16 protein-coding genes are annotated in these 15,769 nt (G+C 66.2%); 7 read left to right on the top strand and 9 right to left on the bottom strand.

All coding sequences use genetic code 11. The features are described from left to right. The first annotated feature begins 1 nt into the window (after position 1). From ACQY4Y_RS05770 to ACQY4Y_RS05755, 4 genes are all read left to right on the top strand, one after another. Positions 2 to 1,027: an ABC transporter ATP-binding protein gene (locus ACQY4Y_RS05770; RefSeq protein ID WP_428489597.1), complete on the top strand. Its 1,026-nt coding sequence runs from the start codon at positions 2 to 4 to the stop codon at positions 1,025 to 1,027. A gap of 448 nt (positions 1,028 to 1,475) precedes the next feature. Then, positions 1,476 to 2,132 (top strand): 3-oxoacid CoA-transferase subunit A, encoded by a 657-nt coding sequence (locus ACQY4Y_RS05765; RefSeq protein WP_428489596.1) that lies wholly within the window; start codon positions 1,476 to 1,478, stop codon positions 2,130 to 2,132. Positions 2,133 to 2,143: 11 nt separating this feature from the next. Further along, on the top strand, positions 2,144 to 2,791 hold the full coding sequence (locus tag ACQY4Y_RS05760) for a 3-oxoacid CoA-transferase subunit B (protein ID WP_428489595.1): 648 nt from the start codon (positions 2,144 to 2,146) through the stop codon (positions 2,789 to 2,791). Continuing rightward, the gene (locus ACQY4Y_RS05755; RefSeq protein WP_428489594.1) at positions 2,788 to 4,590 is read left to right on the top strand and encodes an alpha/beta hydrolase domain-containing protein; all 1,803 of its coding nucleotides are present in this window, start codon (positions 2,788 to 2,790) and stop codon (positions 4,588 to 4,590) included. The genes ACQY4Y_RS05760 and ACQY4Y_RS05755 overlap by 4 nt, the downstream gene beginning before the upstream one ends. Before the next feature lie 4 nt (positions 4,591 to 4,594). Here the strand turns inward: ACQY4Y_RS05755 and ACQY4Y_RS05750 are convergent, their stop codons facing one another. Then, complete coding sequence (locus tag ACQY4Y_RS05750; protein WP_428489593.1) at positions 4,595 to 5,866, bottom strand: mandelate racemase/muconate lactonizing enzyme family protein; 1,272 nt, start codon at positions 5,864 to 5,866, stop codon at positions 4,595 to 4,597. A 45-nt stretch (positions 5,867 to 5,911) separates the two neighbouring features. Here ACQY4Y_RS05750 and ACQY4Y_RS05745 point away from each other — a divergent pair, with 45 nt between their 5' ends. Next, positions 5,912 to 6,577 (top strand): RluA family pseudouridine synthase, encoded by a 666-nt coding sequence (locus tag ACQY4Y_RS05745; RefSeq protein WP_428489592.1) that lies wholly within the window; start codon positions 5,912 to 5,914, stop codon positions 6,575 to 6,577. A gap of 274 nt (positions 6,578 to 6,851) precedes the next feature. Here the strand turns inward: ACQY4Y_RS05745 and ACQY4Y_RS05740 are convergent, their stop codons facing one another. From ACQY4Y_RS05740 to purQ, 8 genes are all read right to left on the bottom strand, one after another. Then, a complete protein-coding gene (locus ACQY4Y_RS05740) occupies positions 6,852 to 7,829 on the bottom strand; it encodes a threonine dehydratase (RefSeq protein WP_428489591.1) in 978 nt (325 codons plus the stop codon). A gap of 114 nt (positions 7,830 to 7,943) precedes the next feature. Further along, positions 7,944 to 8,147 (bottom strand): cold-shock protein, encoded by a 204-nt coding sequence (locus ACQY4Y_RS05735; RefSeq protein ID WP_428489590.1) that lies wholly within the window; start codon positions 8,145 to 8,147, stop codon positions 7,944 to 7,946. 198 nt (positions 8,148 to 8,345) lie between these two features. Continuing rightward, positions 8,346 to 8,549, bottom strand: a complete 204-nt coding sequence (locus ACQY4Y_RS05730) for a cold-shock protein (RefSeq protein ID WP_428489589.1) — start codon at positions 8,547 to 8,549, stop codon at positions 8,346 to 8,348. A 186-nt stretch (positions 8,550 to 8,735) separates the two neighbouring features. Next, on the bottom strand, positions 8,736 to 9,659 hold the full coding sequence (locus ACQY4Y_RS05725; protein WP_428489588.1) for a glycosyltransferase family 2 protein: 924 nt from the start codon (positions 9,657 to 9,659) through the stop codon (positions 8,736 to 8,738). 176 nt (positions 9,660 to 9,835) lie between these two features. Then, positions 9,836 to 10,168, bottom strand: a complete 333-nt coding sequence (gene grxD / locus ACQY4Y_RS05720) for a Grx4 family monothiol glutaredoxin (RefSeq protein WP_428489587.1) — start codon at positions 10,166 to 10,168, stop codon at positions 9,836 to 9,838. 116 nt (positions 10,169 to 10,284) lie between these two features. Continuing rightward, positions 10,285 to 10,518, bottom strand: coding sequence for a BolA family protein (locus ACQY4Y_RS05715; protein WP_428489586.1), 234 nt, complete (start codon positions 10,516 to 10,518; stop codon positions 10,285 to 10,287). Next, a complete protein-coding gene (gene purL, locus ACQY4Y_RS05710; RefSeq protein ID WP_428489585.1) occupies positions 10,518 to 12,725 on the bottom strand; it encodes a phosphoribosylformylglycinamidine synthase subunit PurL in 2,208 nt (735 codons plus the stop codon). Before purL ends, ACQY4Y_RS05715 begins: the two co-directional genes overlap by 1 nt. 9 nt (positions 12,726 to 12,734) lie before the next feature. Further along, positions 12,735 to 13,418: a phosphoribosylformylglycinamidine synthase subunit PurQ gene (gene purQ / locus ACQY4Y_RS05705; RefSeq protein WP_428490741.1), complete on the bottom strand. Its 684-nt coding sequence runs from the start codon at positions 13,416 to 13,418 to the stop codon at positions 12,735 to 12,737. Positions 13,419 to 13,777: 359 nt separating this feature from the next. Between purQ and ACQY4Y_RS05700 the strand changes: the two genes are divergently transcribed. Together ACQY4Y_RS05700 and ACQY4Y_RS05695 are read left to right on the top strand one after the other, a co-directional pair. Next, positions 13,778 to 14,173, top strand: coding sequence for an Rrf2 family transcriptional regulator (locus ACQY4Y_RS05700; protein WP_428489584.1), 396 nt, complete (start codon positions 13,778 to 13,780; stop codon positions 14,171 to 14,173). Positions 14,174 to 14,249: 76 nt separating this feature from the next. Beyond that, positions 14,250 to 15,731, top strand: a complete 1,482-nt coding sequence (locus ACQY4Y_RS05695) for an MFS transporter (protein ID WP_428489583.1) — start codon at positions 14,250 to 14,252, stop codon at positions 15,729 to 15,731. Positions 15,732 to 15,769 lie beyond the last annotated feature (38 nt).

Here is a 15,769-nt window from a genome sequence, read left to right as displayed (position 1 = left end):
GATGACCGACAACCCCGCTCTTCTCGTCCCCAGACTTCTTGCCGAGGTGGAAGATCTTAAGGTCCGCTTCGTCAGCCGCGAGGCCACCGTGCACGCGGTCAACGGCGTCAGCTTCACCGTGCGGCCCGGTGAGGTGCTGTGCATCCTGGGCGAATCCGGCTCCGGCAAGAGCGTGACCTTGCGCGCGTTGATGCGGCTGCTGCCGGACCGCGCGCGAGTGGAGGGACGCATCAACGTCGTCGGCCAGGACGTGCCGAGCTTATCCAAGCGGGCGCTGGGCGACCTGCGCGGCGGCCTGGTGTCGATGGTGTTCCAGGAGCCGATGACCGCGCTCGATCCGGTCTACACCGTCGGCCAGCAGATCATCGAGGCGGTCCGCCGCCACACCGGCTGCGATCGCCGCGCCGCCCGGGCCCGCGCGCTGGAGCTGCTCGAACTGGTGCGCGTGCCCTCCGCCGAACGTCGGCTGGACGCCTATCCGCACGAGCTGTCTGGCGGCCTACGCCAGCGCGCCATGATCGCCATGGCGCTGTCGTGCAAACCCCAACTGCTGCTGGCAGACGAGCCGACCACGGCGCTGGACGCGACCGTGCAGGTGCAGGTGCTGATCCTGCTGCGCCGGCTGCAGCGCGAGCTGGGCATGGGCATGATCTTCGTCACTCACGACCTCGGCGTGGCGGCGGAGATCGCCGACACCATCGCTGTCATGTATGCTGGGCGCATCGTCGAGAGCGGGCCGGTCGCGCAGGTGCTCAGCAGTCCGGCGCATCCCTATACCGCGGGCCTGCTCGCCTCCACCGTGCACGGCCAGCCGCGCGATCGCGACATCGATGCGATCCCCGGCAGCCCGCCCGACATGCGCCGCCTGCCGCGGGGCTGTGCGTTCGCTCCGCGCTGCCCACGCCGGATGCAGGCCTGCCTCGATGGGGTGCCGCCGGAACGGTATCCGGCGGCGGGCCGATTGGCGGCATGTCTGGCTGTCGCCGAACAACAGGCTGTCCCGGTAACCGAGAACGCGTCGGCGTAGAGCAGAATCACGTTGAGCGGAACGTTCACAGCGTGTCGATCATGCGACCAAACAAAGAGATAGAGCAGTTTCCAGGCTGTACACTCCGGCTGAAACTGCTCTAAAGGCTCGGCGGCTGCGTTGGGCCCGGCGGCCCAGGATCAGCCGGGACCGGCACCTCCTGCCCCGGAACGTCGTCTCCCGGGCCGGGAAGTTCGGGCGGCAGCGGCTGCGGCTCGATCGCCATTGCGTTTCTCCAATGCCGAGTTTGATACGCCCGACCGATCGCGTCGGCACGGACCGGCCGCGTCGGCGTGAACGCCGCGCGCCGGCCGAGGTTTCCAGCCAATCTCGCCAGCGCCCGAATCCCCAGCGAACCCGATCCTTGGTTGCCTCCGGCGCCGCTCGCGTTGCCATCCGATTGCGGAAGCGCTCAGAATGCCATTACCGCAGCACCAAGAGCGCAAGAATGATCGATAAGTTCGTGGCCGACGTGACGGCCGCCCTGGCCGGCATCGAAGACGGCGCCGTCGTCCTGTTGCCCGGCTTCGGCAACGGCACGCCGGAAGCACTGGCCGCCGGCCTGGTCGTGCAAGGCGCGCGAGACCTTACCCTGGTGGTGAACTCCGGCGGCCGCGACACCGGCCCGACCGCCGATCTGTTGGCTTCAGGCCACGTCCGCAAGCTGATCTGCAGCTTCGTCCGCCCCGACAGCGTCGCCGGCCGCCTGTTCGCCGCCGGCAAGTTGGACCTCGAGATCGTTCCGCAAGGCACTCTGGCCGAACGCCTGCGCGCCGCGGGTGCCGGCATCCCGGCTTTCTACACTCCGACCGGCGCCGACACCCTGCTGGCAGAGGGCCGCGAGACCCGCATCATCGACGGTCGCAACTGCCTGCTGGAATACCCCCTGCCCGGCGACTTCGCCTTGGTGGACGCCTGGGAAGCCGACCGCTGGGGCAACCTGACGCACCGCGAAAGCGCCCGCAACTTCAACCCGGTCATGGCGAGCGCCGCCCGCCTGACCATCGCGCAGGCCCGCCACGTCGTTCCGCTCGGTGACATCCCACCCGCCAACGTTCACACGCCCGGCGTCTTTGTCCACCGCGTCGTGCATGTCCCCGGTTGAAGGAAACCACCATGATCTTCCGTCCGCTGGACCGCGCCGGCATCGCCGCCCGCATCGCCCAGGACATCCCCGAGGGCTGGTTCGTCAATCTGGGCATCGGCATTCCCACCGGCGTGTCCGACCACGTGCCGATCGAGCGTGAGGTGATCTTTCATTCCGAAAACGGTGTGATTGGCGCCGGCCCGGCCCCCGCCGCGGACAACATCAACCCCTATCTGGTCAACGCCGGCACCCAGCACATCACCCTGCGCACCGGCGGATCGTTCGTCCACCACGCCGACAGCTTCGCCATCGCTCGAGGCGGCCACCTCGACCTCTGCGTGCTGGGTGCGTTCGAGGTCGCCGAGAACGGCGACATCGCCAACTGGGCCCGCTCGCCCGACGAGCCGGTCAAGCAGATCGGGGGCGCCATGGACCTGGCGATCGGCGCGAAACGCCTGTGGGTGGCGATGGAGCACATCACCAAGGGCCACGGCGGTTCCCGCATCCGCCGCGCCTGCACTTACCCGCTGACCGCCAAGGCCGTCGTCCAGCGCGTCTATACCGACCTCGCGGTGCTCGAAGTCACCCCGGCCGGTTTCCGCGTGCTGGACATGGTCGCCGGCATGACGCGGGATGGGCTGCAGGAACGCAGCGAAGCGGAGTTGCACTGGACATGATCACCGGCATCGAGATCAAGCACCGCGCACCCTTCGTCGGCGGCGCCAGGTTCGGCGACACCGGTGCCTATGAACGCATCGACGGCGTCGCCGTCGGCGCGCTGGACCCCGATCATCCCGGCAATCGGGGCATCGCCCTGCTCGACCAGGCGCCGCGCGACGGGTCCGGCCACGTCCCCTACCGCAGCGACTTTGTGCTGCTGCGCCCGCTCGACGCATCCCGAGGCAACGGACGCCTGCTGTATGAGGTGAACAACCGCGGCCGCATCATGCTTTTCGCCAACCTCTGCGCCGGCGCCCCCGGCAACCAGCCGGCAACACCCGAGGACCTCGGCAACGCGCTGCCCCTGCGCAAGGGCTTCGCCTTGCTGTGGACCGGGTGGGACCCCGGCGCGCCGAAGCCCACCGGACTGTCCCTCGACGTCCCAATCATCGAGGGCATGACAAAGCCCATCCGCGAGGAATTTGTCTCCGCCACCCGCCTCGGCGTGCTCGAAACCTTCAAGCTCACCTACCAGGCAATCGGACCCGCCAGCTTGACGGTGCGCCGGACCCAGACCGCCCCGCGCCTCGCCGTGGCATCGGAAACCCTCGACGGCCGTTCGGTGCGCCCGGTCGCGGCGATCGAGCCCGGCTCGATTTATGAAGTCCGCTACCTCGCGACCAACCCCCGTGTGCTCGGGATCGGCTTTGCGGCGACCCGCGACATCGTCAGCCACATGCGCCACCATGGCGGCGACCTGATCGGCCGCCCCGTCGAACACACCCTGGCCTTCGGCATCTCACAGGCCGGTCGTTACTTGCGCGATCACATCGCGCAGAGCTTCAACCGCGATGAACAGGGCCGCCGCGTGTTCGACGGAGTCTTCACCCACGTCGCCGGCATCGGGCGGGTGTTCCACAACACCCCGTTCGGCCAGCCATTCCGCACCCGCACCTGGCACGAAGATCATGACTTCCCCGAACTGGAATTCCCGCATTCCTCGGCCGCGATGGATGATCCCGTCACCGGCGCCAGCGGCGGATTGATGCGCGACGGCGCTACCGATCCCAAACTGATCGAAACCAACACCTCGACCGAATACTGGCAGAAAGGCGCATCCCTGCTGCACACCGATCCGCTGGGCAGGCGCGACATCGCGCTGCCGCCGAATGTGCGAGCCTATCTGATCGCCGGCGCGCAGCATGGCGGCAAGGCCGGAATGCCGCGCGACCGCGGACCCTGCCTGCAGCCGCGCAACTGGCACGACCCGATGCCGGCGATCCGGGCCCTGTTGCTGGCGCTGGATGAATGGGTCTCGACCGGCCGCGCACCGCCTGACAGCCGGGTGCCCCGGTTCGAGGACGGGACGCTGGTGCCGGCCGGGCAGGTCGCCTTCCCGGCGATCCCCGGCTTGGTCCGACCGCACGCGGCGAACGACGCCGCGCCGCTGGCCGACTGGGTCGATCCGGCGCCATCAGGCCCCGCCTGGGTCTGTCTGGTGCCGCAGGTTGACGGCGACGGCAACGAACGCGCCGGCATCCGGCTCCCCGATCTCGCCGCCCCGCGCGGCACGTTCACCGGCTGGAACCTCTACAGATCACCCCACCCAGACGGCGAACTCGCCGACCGCGACGGCAGTTTCCTGGCATTCGCCGCAACCGAGGCCGAACGCGGCAGCGACCCAAGACCGTCCCTGGCCACTCGCTATCAGGGTACCGCCTACGCCGAGGCGGTGCGCGCGGTAACCGAGGCACTGCTGCACGACCGCCTGCTGTTGCCCGAAGACGCCGCCCGCTTCATCGACCAGCTCGGCTGAAGCCTCAATACCCGGTACGCGTCGCCGCCACCGCGTAATGCTTGCGCGGAAACTCCTCGGCATAGGATCGCAGCCCCTTGCCCATCCGTGTCCCCATGTCGCGATACGGCCGGGCCCGCAGCCGCCCGACATCAAGATCGACACCAATGCCGGGCGCGGTCGGCAGATCGACGAATCCCTGGTCCACCGTCAACGGCGTCACCGCGATCTCGTCGCACGCCGGCTGCAGATTGACGAAGCACTCCGCGATCCAGAAATTCGGTATCATCGCCGAAAGCTGCACCGTCGCCGCCAGGCCGATCAGCGTCGAGTTGTAGTTATGCGGCGCGATCGCCACCGCGTGCGGCTGAGCCATCGCCGCGATATCCAGCATCGCCGAAATACCGCCGCAGTTACAGATGTCGGGATTTATGATGTCGGCCGCGCGCGCGGCCAGCGCCTGCGCGAAGCCTTCCTTCGAATAGATCGCCTCACCGGTGACGATCGGCATCGGCAGCGCCCGGCGAACCTCGGCCACGAGTTCGATGTTGTCGCACAGACACGGTTCCTCGTACCAGCCGATGTCATACTCGGCGATCCGCCGCCCGACCCGGATCGCGTGCATCGGAGCCAGCCGGCGATGCGCCTCGACCAGCAGGGTGAAGTCGGGACCCAGCGCCTGACGCATCTCGCGGACATATCGCACGACGTGATCCTCGTCCTCGCGATGGATGAAACTGCGCCATGGTCCGGGGAACGGATCCCACTTCAGCGCGCTATAGCCGGCCTGCTTGACCGCCAACGCCCGATCGACGTTTCGCTCGATACTGTCGGTGCCGCTGGACCAGCCGTTGGCATAGACCTTCACCCGCTGCCGCGAGGGACCGCCCAGGATGTTGTATAGCGGCTGGCCGGCCTGCTTGGCGACGATGTCCCACATCGCGATTTCGATGGCACTCCACGCCGACATCAGGTCCAGTGAGGTGCGCCGCATGGCGAAATCCTCGAACACCACCTGCGCGGTGTGGCGGATGGCGAACGCCTCCCGCCCGACCATGTACTTGGCCAGTTCGCGCAGCAGGTGCTCGATCACCGGTTCCTTGCCGGGGGTGACATAAGCCTCGCCCCAGCCATGCACGCCGCTTTCGGTTTCGACCCGGCAGAACAGCAGATTCTTCGCCGTGCCGGGGTCGAACAGGAAGGTCTCGATGCGGGCGATTTTCACGGTCCGGTTGCCTCTGATGTGCGTCGCCGCCGAGACTACGCCGTCCGCCGGATGGGCGACAAACAGCGCCACCCGACAGACCGTGACCTCCCAAAGTAACGTCAATAGGCTTGCGTTATGTTCCCGGACAACCCCAGCGGTTTCTTGCCCAGCATCCTGTTCCAGGACCGGCGCTTCGTCGTGGTCGACAAGCCGGCCGGGTTGCCGGTGCATGGCGGCCCCGCCGGCGGCCGCAGCGTGGAACACTGGTTCCCCATCTTGTCGCGTCGCAAGGACGGGCCATGGCTGGCCCATCGCCTGGACGCGGACACCTCGGGTTGTCTGCTGATCGCCTTGCGCCGACCCCCATTGCTGGCCGCGCAGGCTGCCTTCGCGTCCGGTTCGGTGCGCAAGACCTACTGGGCAGTGGTGCAAGGCCGGGCCTCCGCCGACCAGGGCTGCGTCACCGCTCCGTTGCGTCGGATCAGCACAGCCCAAGGCTGGCGCATCGTCGCCGACCACCGAGGCCAGCCGGCCGCCACCGACTGGCAGGTGCTTGGCCGCACCCGCCGCACAACCTGGCTGCAGTTGACGCCGAGGACCGGGCGAACCCATCAGGTGCGGGTGCATTGCACGGTCATCGGCACCCCGATCCTCGGTGACGACCGCTATGGCACCGCCGGCCCCACGCTGCACCTGCTGGCTCGGGCCATCCACCTGCCGCTCGACCCGCCGGTCGATGCCACCGCCCCGCCACCGTCGCATATGCTTGCCGCGCTGAAGGACTGCGGGTTCCGTGATTAGCGCGCGATCGCTTCTGGTGGCATCACCAAAAGCGTGAATCGCTCGCTAAAGCAATGACTCGCGGGGCATTATCGGGTCAACCAGACACGATAATGCCCTAGTATCCTGCCCCAGAAGCTCGCCGCACTTTGCGGCGGACGTATGGGGTCGGCAGGCCACTGAAAACAAATAGCTGGTGTCCCGACGCTGATGTTCGCCTGATATGGCGAACTTCGGACTCGGGGCACTAGCGCATGAGCGCCGGCGGACCGTTCAAGGCGCGCCAGTCAAAGCGCTACCCGACCCACGACCGGAACAGCGCAAGGTCGATATTGCCGCCGCTGGCGATCAACCCGACCCGCTTGCCGCGCATCGCCTCGCGCTCCTGCATCAGCGCGGCCAACGGGGCCGCTCCCGCTCCCTCGACCAAATTGTGCGTGTCGGTCCAGTACACCCCGATCGCTTCTGCGATGGCCGCGTCCTCGACCGTCACGACCCGGGCGGCGCCGCCAAGGATGATGCGCAGGGCCTCCGGGTCGGGTTGGCGCACCGCGATGCCATCGGCCTTGGTATCCGCACGGTTGCCGGCAACGACGCAGCCGGCGGCGAACGATCGCGCATAGCAGTCGGCGCCCGTGCTCTGCACCCCGATGACCTCGGTGCCCAAGCCCAGCAGGTCGCGCGCCAGAATGGTGCCGCAGATGCCCGATCCAAGCCCGATCGGCACGTAGACCGCATCCAGCGGCGGCGCCGAGCGGAACAGCTCCAGCGCATAGCTGGCTACGCCCTTGACCAGGTCGGGCGCGAATGAGGGCACGAACACCAGGTCCTCGGCGGCGGCCCGGCGCTGCGCGGCTTCGCGAGCCTCTTCGAAATCGGCCCCATGCTCAATCAGCGTCGCGCCGAGCGCCGCCATCGCGGCGTTCTTCTCCGCGCTGTTGCCGAGCGGGACGACGATCACCACCGGCAGGCCGAAGCGTTCGCCGGCCCAGGCCAGCGACTGGCCGTGATTGCCCCGCGTCGCCGAAACCAGCCCGCGCACTCCATCCCGACGCGCCCCATCCTGGCCCAACCCATCCTGGCGTGAATGACGCTCGGCGAACACGACCCCGCCGCGCACCTTGAAGGCGCCGGTCGGCAGATGGTTTTCGTGTTTGACCCAGACCTCGGCATCGATCCGCTGGCGCAGCAGCGGCCAGGCAATTTGCGGCGTGGCGGTCAGATATCGGTGGACCAGCTCGGCGGCGCGCTCGAGCTCCGGCAAAGAGAACATGAAACGACCTCGCGAGCACGCGGCCAAACTGGTGCCATCCACAAACGGCCCAGCCGGAAGTAATGCCAGCCGGAAAGAATGCCAGCAGGGGATATGCCGTGAAGAAGCGCTAGGTCAGGCCAGCTTCAGGTTCGTGGCCGCCGCCTTGCCGCGTTCCATAGCTACTTCGTAGCTGACCTTCTGTCCGTCGTTCAGCCCCTTGAGGCCAGCGGCCTGAACCGCCGTGATGTGAACGAAAACGTCCTTGCCGCCGTCATGCGGCATGATGAAGCCATATCCTTTGGTCGCGTTGAACCATTTAACCGTTCCGACGGCCATGGTCTTATCCTCCTCAGAATTACGACCGGCTGTCCCACCAACCGGCCGCTTAGCCGAACCCTCCCAAAGCCTCGTGTCCTGTCCCTGACGTTCAACGCGAAAAGCGTCGGACGCAGAAGGCAGGCAAGCCGCTGCGAGCAACGCACTAATGGCACGAGACTGGGGTCCGCCTACTGAGGCGAACTCAGACCCGGGTCACTAGGCAGGCTTCAGGTTCGTCGCCGTCGATTTGCCGCGCTCCATCGCGACGTCGAAGGTGACCTTCTGTCCTTCGTCCAATCCGCGCAGACCGGCGGCCTGAACCGCGGTGATGTGGACGAACACATCCTTGCCGCCATCCTGCGGCATGATAAATCCATAACCCTTGGTGGTGTTGAACCACTTGACTGTGCCGGTCGTCATGTCTGCTTACTTCTCCGTCCATGCATCGTCGCAAGATCACGCGATGCTTAAGACAACCGGGTCTTTGGACCTCCTGAGGCAGCCGAAGACGGGAGCGCAGAAAGGCAAGCCAAATACGATTGCACGGGATAGTTGGCACTAAATCCGGGTATGCTGTCAATCACACTACCGATAGCGAATCCGCTGTCAGGCAACCCGATGATAGGGTCGAAATGGCCCTAAGCGGCCCCACGATAGCCCGATCATCGCCAGCCGCTTCAGATTCGGCGCATCGCGGAGCGAGCGTCCAAGCCAACGCTGGCCGTCCAGCAGCCGGCCATGGCGAATCAGTTCGCGCCCCACCGCCCACGCGGTCTCCGCCTCCGCCCGGCGCTTCAAATATCTCATCCGAGCCTGGCCCAGCCGGTCGGCGAACGCCGGATTGGAATGGATCGCATCCATCGCCGGGCGATACGCGCCGGGGTCGGTCCCATGCGACAGATAGGCGCTGCCGGGGCGTTCGCGAACGAACAGCAATGGCCCGTCGGACTGAACCGCTCGGAATTCGCCGCGCAGCGCCAGACGTGTCCAATACTCCCAGTCCTCGCCATACGAAAGGTCGGTGCGAAACCCGCCGGCATCGGCGATCGCTTCGCGCCGGATCAGCAGGTGGCCGCCGTTGGCGAACAAGTTGCGGATCATCAGACGCTCCAACACGCACCCCTCGGGCGGGGCGGGGGACAGCCAGCCATCCCGGTTCGACCCGACCCGGGCATGGCGTCCGCACGCCGCGACCGCCCAAGGCGCCGCGTCAAGCGTCGCCGCCAGTAGCGACAAAGCATCCAGCGCCAGCCAGTCGTCACCATCCAGGAACAGGACCGCGTCGTGGCCGGCGCTCAAAGCCAGATCGATACCGCGATTTCGCGCGCTCGAAACGCCTGCGTTGGCCTGCCGAATCAGGCTGATGCGAGGGTCCCGGACCTCGTCGGCCACCGCGGCGGTGGCGTCGGTGGACCCATCATCGACGACGATCAGCGACCAGTCGGCATGCGTCTGATCGACCACCGACTGCAAGGTCCGGCGCAGGAACGGCGCCACGTTGAACGCGGGAACAATGACGCCGATGCGCACGAACGCTCGCCTCCGATGGCGGAAGGCCGAGTATCACGCGGATCCGGTGAACAAGGGGTTAACGCGACCGCGACGCCGCATTGCATTGGGCCGTCACGTCGCGCCTGACCGCCGGACATGGCCGCACCGAAGTGGCCGAGGCTATCTCGCCGCGCCGGCAGCTCCCAGCAGCCTGTTCAGGCCTTGACCGGCACACCCTGCTGCTTCAGCAACGTCTCCAACTCGCCGTCCTGAAACATCTCGGTGATGATATCGCAACCGCCAACGAACTCGCCTTTTACATACAACTGCGGGATCGTCGGCCACTGCGAGAACGTCTTGACACCCTCGCGCAGTTCGGCGTCCTCCAGCACGTTGGCGGACTGAAACGCAACGCCCATGTGGGTCAGGATCTGGATCACCCGCGCCGAGAACCCGCACTGCGGGAACATCGGCGTGCCCTTCATGTAGAGCATCACGTCGTTCTGCGTGATATCGTTCTGGATCCGATGGGAAACCGTGTCAGCCATGCTGCGCAACTCCTTGCCCTAACCTCTGTGTCACGACCCGGATCGGCCGATTACCCGGAGTCCGATGTCGCGACCGTCCCGGCTGATCCAACCACGACCTGCCCGAACACCCCTGATTATTCGGGTGCCGAGGTCTGTAATGCAAGGGCATGAAGCTCGCCGCCCATCCGGCCACGCAGCGCGGCATAGACGATCTGATGCTGCTTGACGCGAGAAATCCCGCGAAACGACTCGCTGACCACGCTCGCGGCGTAGTGGTCGCCATCGCCCGCAAGGTCCTCAACAGTGACCCGTGCATCCGGCAACGCCGCCCGGATCAGCGCCTCGATCTCGTTGGCCGCCATCGCCATCAGGTGCTTTCCTTCCAGCTTCCGTCCATCCACGACGGCAGAAACCGCTCGTGCGCCGCCCGCAGCGCCGCAATCGATATCGTGCCGCCATCGGGCAGAGTCAAATCCTGCCCGCCCGAGGTGCCCAGCCGCAGCGCCGGTATCCCGGCGGCCTCGGCGGTGCGGGTGAAGTTGGCGTGATCCGGCACCGCCACGATGTAGCGCGCCTGGTCCTCGCCGAACCAGAAGGCGTGGCCGGGGATGTCGCGCGGGTGAGTGGACAGCCGGGCGCCGAACCCGCTCAGCATCGCCATCTCGGCGATGGCGACCAGGATGCCGCCGTCGGAGACGTCGTGGCAGGCCCGGATCGTGCCGTCCAGGATATAGCCGCGGATGAAGTCGCCGTTGGCCTTCTCCACCGCCAGATCGACCGGCGGCGGCGCGCCATCCTCGCGCCCGGCGATCTCGCGCAGCCAGATCGACTGGCCCAGCCAGCCGGTGGTGGCGCCGATCAGCACGATGTCGAGCCAGGGCGGCAACGCCAAACCAACCGCCTTGGCCGCATCATCCAGCACACCCAGGCCGCCGATCGCCGGGGTCGGCAGCACCGCGCGGCCGTCGGTCTCGTTGTAAAGGCTGACATTGCCCGACACCACGGGGAAGTCCAGCGCCTCGCAGGCCGCCGCCATGCCGCGGATCGCGGCGGCGAACTGTCCCATGATCTCGGGCTTTTCCGGGTTGCCAAAATTCATGTTGTCGGTGATCGCCAGCGGCTTGGCGCCCACCGCGGTCAGGTTGCGCCAGGCTTCGGCGACCGCCTGCGCACCGCCGGTCTCCGGATCCGCCAGGCAGTAGCGCGGCGTGCAATCAGTGGTCAGCGCCAGCGCCCGCCGCAGTCCCTCCAGCTTCACCACGGCAGCGTCGGCGGCGCCGGGACGCTTCACCGTCTGGCCGCCGACGGTGCTGTCGTACTGGTCCCACACCCAGGCCCTGGAACACAGATCCGGGCAGCCCACCAGTTTCTCCAGCGCTCGGGTCAGCCCGAAGCGATCCTCGATCCGCGCCGGGTTCAGCTTTTCCGATTTCGGCGTATCGACTGTCGGCCGCGTATACAGCGGTGCCTGGTCGTTCAACGGCGCCAGCGGAATATCGGCTTCCACCGCGCCGTGGTAGCGCACCACGATGCGTCCCGAATCGGTGATCCGCCCGATCACCGCGAAATCCAGGTCCCACTTGGCGAAGATCTCGCGCGCGAGTTGCTCACGGTCGGGGCGCAGCACCATCAGCATGCGTTCCTGGCTTTCCGACAGCATGAACTCATAGGCGGTCATCCCGGTCTCGCGCGCCGGCACCCGATCGAGGTCGAGCTCGATGCCGACGCCGCCCTTGCCGGCCATCTCCACCGACGAACTGGTCAGCCCCGCCGCGCCCATGTCCTGGATGGCGACGATCGCGTCAGTGGCCATCAGTTCAAGGCAGGCCTCGATCAATAATTTTTCGGTGAACGGGTCGCCGACCTGAACGGTGGGACGCTTGTCCTCGGAATCCGCTGCGAACTCGGCCGAGGCCATGGTCGCGCCGTGGATCCCGTCACGCCCGGTCTTCGATCCGACATAGACCACCGGGTTGCCGATGCCGGCGGCGGCGGACAGGAAGATCCGATCCTTCGCCGCGATGCCGACGGTCATCGCATTGACCAGCGGATTGCCGTCATAGGCCGGGTGGAAATTGATCTCGCCGCCCACCGTCGGCACGCCGACGCAGTTGCCATAGCCGCCGATGCCGCGCACCACGCCATCGACAATCCGCTTAGTACGCGGATCGCCGGCGCGGCCGAAGCGCAGCGCGTTCAAATTGGCGATCGGCCGCGCGCCCATGGTGAACACGTCGCGCAGGATGCCGCCCACGCCGGTCGCCGCGCCTTGGTAAGGTTCGATGAAGCTCGGGTGGTTGTGGCTTTCCATCTTGAAGACCGCGGCCAGGCCGTCGCCGATATCGACCACGCCGGCATTCTCCCCAGGACCGTGGATCACCCAGGCCGCCTTGCTCGGGAGCTGCTTCAGCCATACCCGAGACGATTTGTAGCTGCAATGCTCCGACCACATCACGCTGAACACGCCAAGCTCGGTCAGGCTGGGGGTGCGCCCCATGATAGTCAGCACACGGCCATACTCCTCGGCGCTGAGGCCGAAACTGCGGGCGGTGGCTTCGTCGACGGTCGGGTTCATACCCCAGGTCTACGCCGCGGCGAGCGCGTCGAACAGCTTCTTGCCGTCAATGTCGCCCATCAGCGGATCGACCAGGTCCTCGGGGTGCGGCATCAGCCCCAGCACCCGCAGGTTCGGGCTCAGGATGCCGGCGATGCCGCGCGCGCTGCCATTCAGATTCGCCTGCTGGGTGACCTCGCCGGATCGCGTGGCATAGCGCAGCGCCACCAGGTTCTCACCCTCCAGACGGTCCAGCGTGGCGGCATCAGCGAAATAGTTGCCGTCACCGTGGGCGAGCACGGCGCGGAACGTCTGGCCGCGCTGGTACTGGCGGGTGAACGCGGTGTCGGCACGCTCGACCCGCAGGTGACAGTCCATCGACAGGAACCGCAGCGAGGCGTTGCGCAACAGCGCGCCCGGCAGGATGCCCGCCTCGGTCAGGATCTGAAAGCCGTTGCAGACCCCCAGTACGTAGCCGCCGCGCGCCGCGTGGTCGTGCACCGCGCGCATGATCGGGGATTGCGCTGCCATGGCGCCGCAGCGCAGGTAGTCGCCGAAGCTGAAGCCGCCGGGGATGACGATCAGGTCAACACCGGACAGATCGCTGTCCTTGTGCCAGATCATCCGCGGTTTGTGGCCGAACGCGGCCTCCAGCGCGATCGCCATGTCGCGCTCGCGATTGATGCCGGGGAACAGGATGATGCCGGGAATCATCGGCAAGGAGCCGATTTTGCGCGGGGCATGCCGGTTGGTTTCCTGCGAGGCAGGCTGCCAGGGATATCACTGAACAAGGCCATCATGACCAGCACCTTGTCAGAACTGCTCGGCGAACTCCAGCGACGCGGTTAGTTGCGACGTTCGCCGGCCGACATGGACGGGTCATGTGAGGAAGCTTGAACAGCTGGATCCACCGAACTGCAGTGGAAAAAGTAGCGGAACCGTAATTTATCGCAAGCACCGCCCGTGTCTGGCCGGGTGCGGTGGTTCGATGGCTCGACCGGGGCATTCGTGGATCAACCCTTGACGATAGAAAACATAACCAGTAGTGTTCTCTTATGGCCGCAAACACCCGTATGGCGACCGCCGTCCAGATCCTGTGTGTCCTCGCCTACAAAGGACCTGCCGGAACCAATTCGGAGGTCATCGCAAGAAGCTTGCGCACCAACCCGGTTGTCGTGCGGCGACTGCTCAAATGCATGGAACAGCAGGGTCTGGTCAAGATTCGCCCGGGCAAGGATGGTGGCGTACAACTCAAACGCCAGCCCGACCGCATCACTTTGGACAAGATCTACGACGCGGTTGAAACCGAAACCGGTGTGTTCGCTCTACGACCCCAAGGCAACCCGGGCTGTCCGGTCGACCGCAGGATGAAGGATCTACTCGGCCCGATCTTCGGGGCGACCGACCACGCCGTCCGGAAGACGCTCAGGCAGACCACCCTTGGCAGCCTGGTGAAAGCGATCGTCTGAGGTTTCTCTGCCCAAAATAAACCAGCCCAATATAGAAACAGACTGTGTTTTGTTATATTAAATTGCGCAGGTGACCATGGACCAGCTTCCAGACCCGGATCGGCCTCTTAGCAGCGTTCACCCGACCTCATCCGTCAGGCTTGAGATCACCGCGGCACAGGGGACGCGCGCGGGTGGGCGATCTTCCGCCACGCCGAACCAGGTCCTGGCCATCGTCTGCATCGGTATCGTGCTTGCCAACCTTGATCTGTTCATCGTCAACGTCGGCCTGCCCGCCATCGCTCGGGATTTCAACAATGCCAGGCTTGAAGATCTCTCGTGGATCTTGAACGGCTACGCGATTGCCTATGCCGCGTTGCTGGTGTTCTTCGGGCGTCTGGCCGAACGTCACCGTCGCGACCGAAGCTTCCTGCTTGGCATCGCGCTGTTCACCGCCGCATCGGCCGCCTGTTCCGCCGCCACCGGTGTCGCGATGCTGGTCGCTTTCCGCGTGCTTCAGGCCGCCGGTGCCGCGCTCATGACGCCGACTTCGATCGGCCTGTTGCTCGCCTCTTTCCCACCCGAACGCCGCGGCAGCGCGGTGCGGACATGGGCAGCCATCGGTGGCCTGGCAGCGGCCCTCGGCCCGGTCGTCGGCGGCGTGCTGGTCATGGCGAGTTGGCGCTGGATTTTTCTCGTCAACGTTCCCATTGGGCTGCTGGCCATGGTGATCGGCTGGTGGAAGCTGCCGCCGGTTCCGGGCCACGACGTGTCGCGCCCGAATGCGAGGGCCGCGCTGCTGGTCACCGCCGGGGTCGGCGGCCTGATCTTCGCGATTGTGAAAGTGAATGACTGGGGCTGGGATTCGCCCGGTATTGGCCTGATCTCCGTCGCTTCGATCGCCTGTCTGGTCTGCTTCGTCGGGCAATGCCTGCGGTCCGCCAACCCATTTGTTGACCCGGCGCTGTTCAAGGTTCGCCAGTTCACCGGCGCCGCACTGGTGATGGGACCGTATTCCATCGCCTTTGGCGCCATGCTGTTTTCTGCCGCGGTGTGGGAACAGACCGCCTGGGGCTGGTCGGCGCTGAAAACCGGTCTGGCAATCGCGCCCGGCCCACTCCTGGTTCCGATCACTTCGCTCTTGCTTGCCGGCAGGCTGATCGCCCGCTTCGGTGTCGCCACGGTCATAACCGCCGGCATCGTATTCTTTGTGGCGGGGCTCGTGTTCTGGGCCACGTTGATCGGACCGGAGCCGAACGTCGCCCTCGTCGTGTTGGGCATGGTTCTCACCGGCATCGGCGTCGGCCTCGCCTTTCCCACCCTGATGGGCGTTAGCGCTTCGTCGCTTCCGCCATCGTCGTTCGCGACAGGCTCCGGTGTGATCAACATGATTCGTCAGGCCGCGATCGCGGTCGGCGTCGCAATATTCGTCGCTGTCGTGGCTTCGCCCGCGTCGCTGGCGGCGCGGGTCAGCGCCTTTCATCGCGGCTGGTGGATCATGGCGGCAATCACGGCGCTGGGATTGATTCCCACATTCTTCCTGATTCGGCCAATCCGGAAACCGCGGAACGTATCATGACATTGCGGTTCTCACAGACCGCCGGCTCGTCCTTACGG

The organism is Rhodopila sp. (assembly GCF_965277165.1).
Classification (GTDB): domain Bacteria; phylum Pseudomonadota; class Alphaproteobacteria; order Acetobacterales; family Acetobacteraceae; genus Rhodopila.
This window is presented reverse-complemented; position numbering and strand designations above follow the sequence as displayed.

Bases quoted from the DNA above. Each gene is read 5' to 3' on its own strand.
- ACQY4Y_RS05770 (WP_428489597.1), top strand. From the start codon at position 2: ATGACCGACAACCCCGCTCTTCTCGTCCCCAGACTTCTTGCCGAGGTG.
- ACQY4Y_RS05765 (WP_428489596.1), top strand. From the start codon at position 1,476: ATGATCGATAAGTTCGTGGCCGACGTGACGGCCGCCCTGGCCGGCATC.
- ACQY4Y_RS05760 (WP_428489595.1), top strand. From the start codon at position 2,144: ATGATCTTCCGTCCGCTGGACCGCGCCGGCATCGCCGCCCGCATCGCC.
- ACQY4Y_RS05755 (WP_428489594.1), top strand. From the start codon at position 2,788: ATGATCACCGGCATCGAGATCAAGCACCGCGCACCCTTCGTCGGCGGC.
- ACQY4Y_RS05745 (WP_428489592.1), top strand. From the start codon at position 5,912: ATGTTCCCGGACAACCCCAGCGGTTTCTTGCCCAGCATCCTGTTCCAG.
- ACQY4Y_RS05740 (WP_428489591.1), bottom strand. From the start codon at position 7,829: ATGTTCTCTTTGCCGGAGCTCGAGCGCGCCGCCGAGCTGGTCCACCGA.
- ACQY4Y_RS05735 (WP_428489590.1), bottom strand. From the start codon at position 8,147: ATGGCCGTCGGAACGGTTAAATGGTTCAACGCGACCAAAGGATATGGC.
- ACQY4Y_RS05730 (WP_428489589.1), bottom strand. From the start codon at position 8,549: ATGACGACCGGCACAGTCAAGTGGTTCAACACCACCAAGGGTTATGGA.
- grxD (WP_428489587.1), bottom strand. From the start codon at position 10,168: ATGGCTGACACGGTTTCCCATCGGATCCAGAACGATATCACGCAGAAC.
- ACQY4Y_RS05715 (WP_428489586.1), bottom strand. From the start codon at position 10,518: ATGGCGATGGCGGCCAACGAGATCGAGGCGCTGATCCGGGCGGCGTTG.
- purL (WP_428489585.1), bottom strand. From the start codon at position 12,725: ATGAACCCGACCGTCGACGAAGCCACCGCCCGCAGTTTCGGCCTCAGC.
- purQ (WP_428490741.1), bottom strand. From the start codon at position 13,418: ATGATTCCCGGCATCATCCTGTTCCCCGGCATCAATCGCGAGCGCGAC.
- ACQY4Y_RS05700 (WP_428489584.1), top strand. From the start codon at position 13,778: ATGGCGACCGCCGTCCAGATCCTGTGTGTCCTCGCCTACAAAGGACCT.
- ACQY4Y_RS05695 (WP_428489583.1), top strand. From the start codon at position 14,250: ATGGACCAGCTTCCAGACCCGGATCGGCCTCTTAGCAGCGTTCACCCG.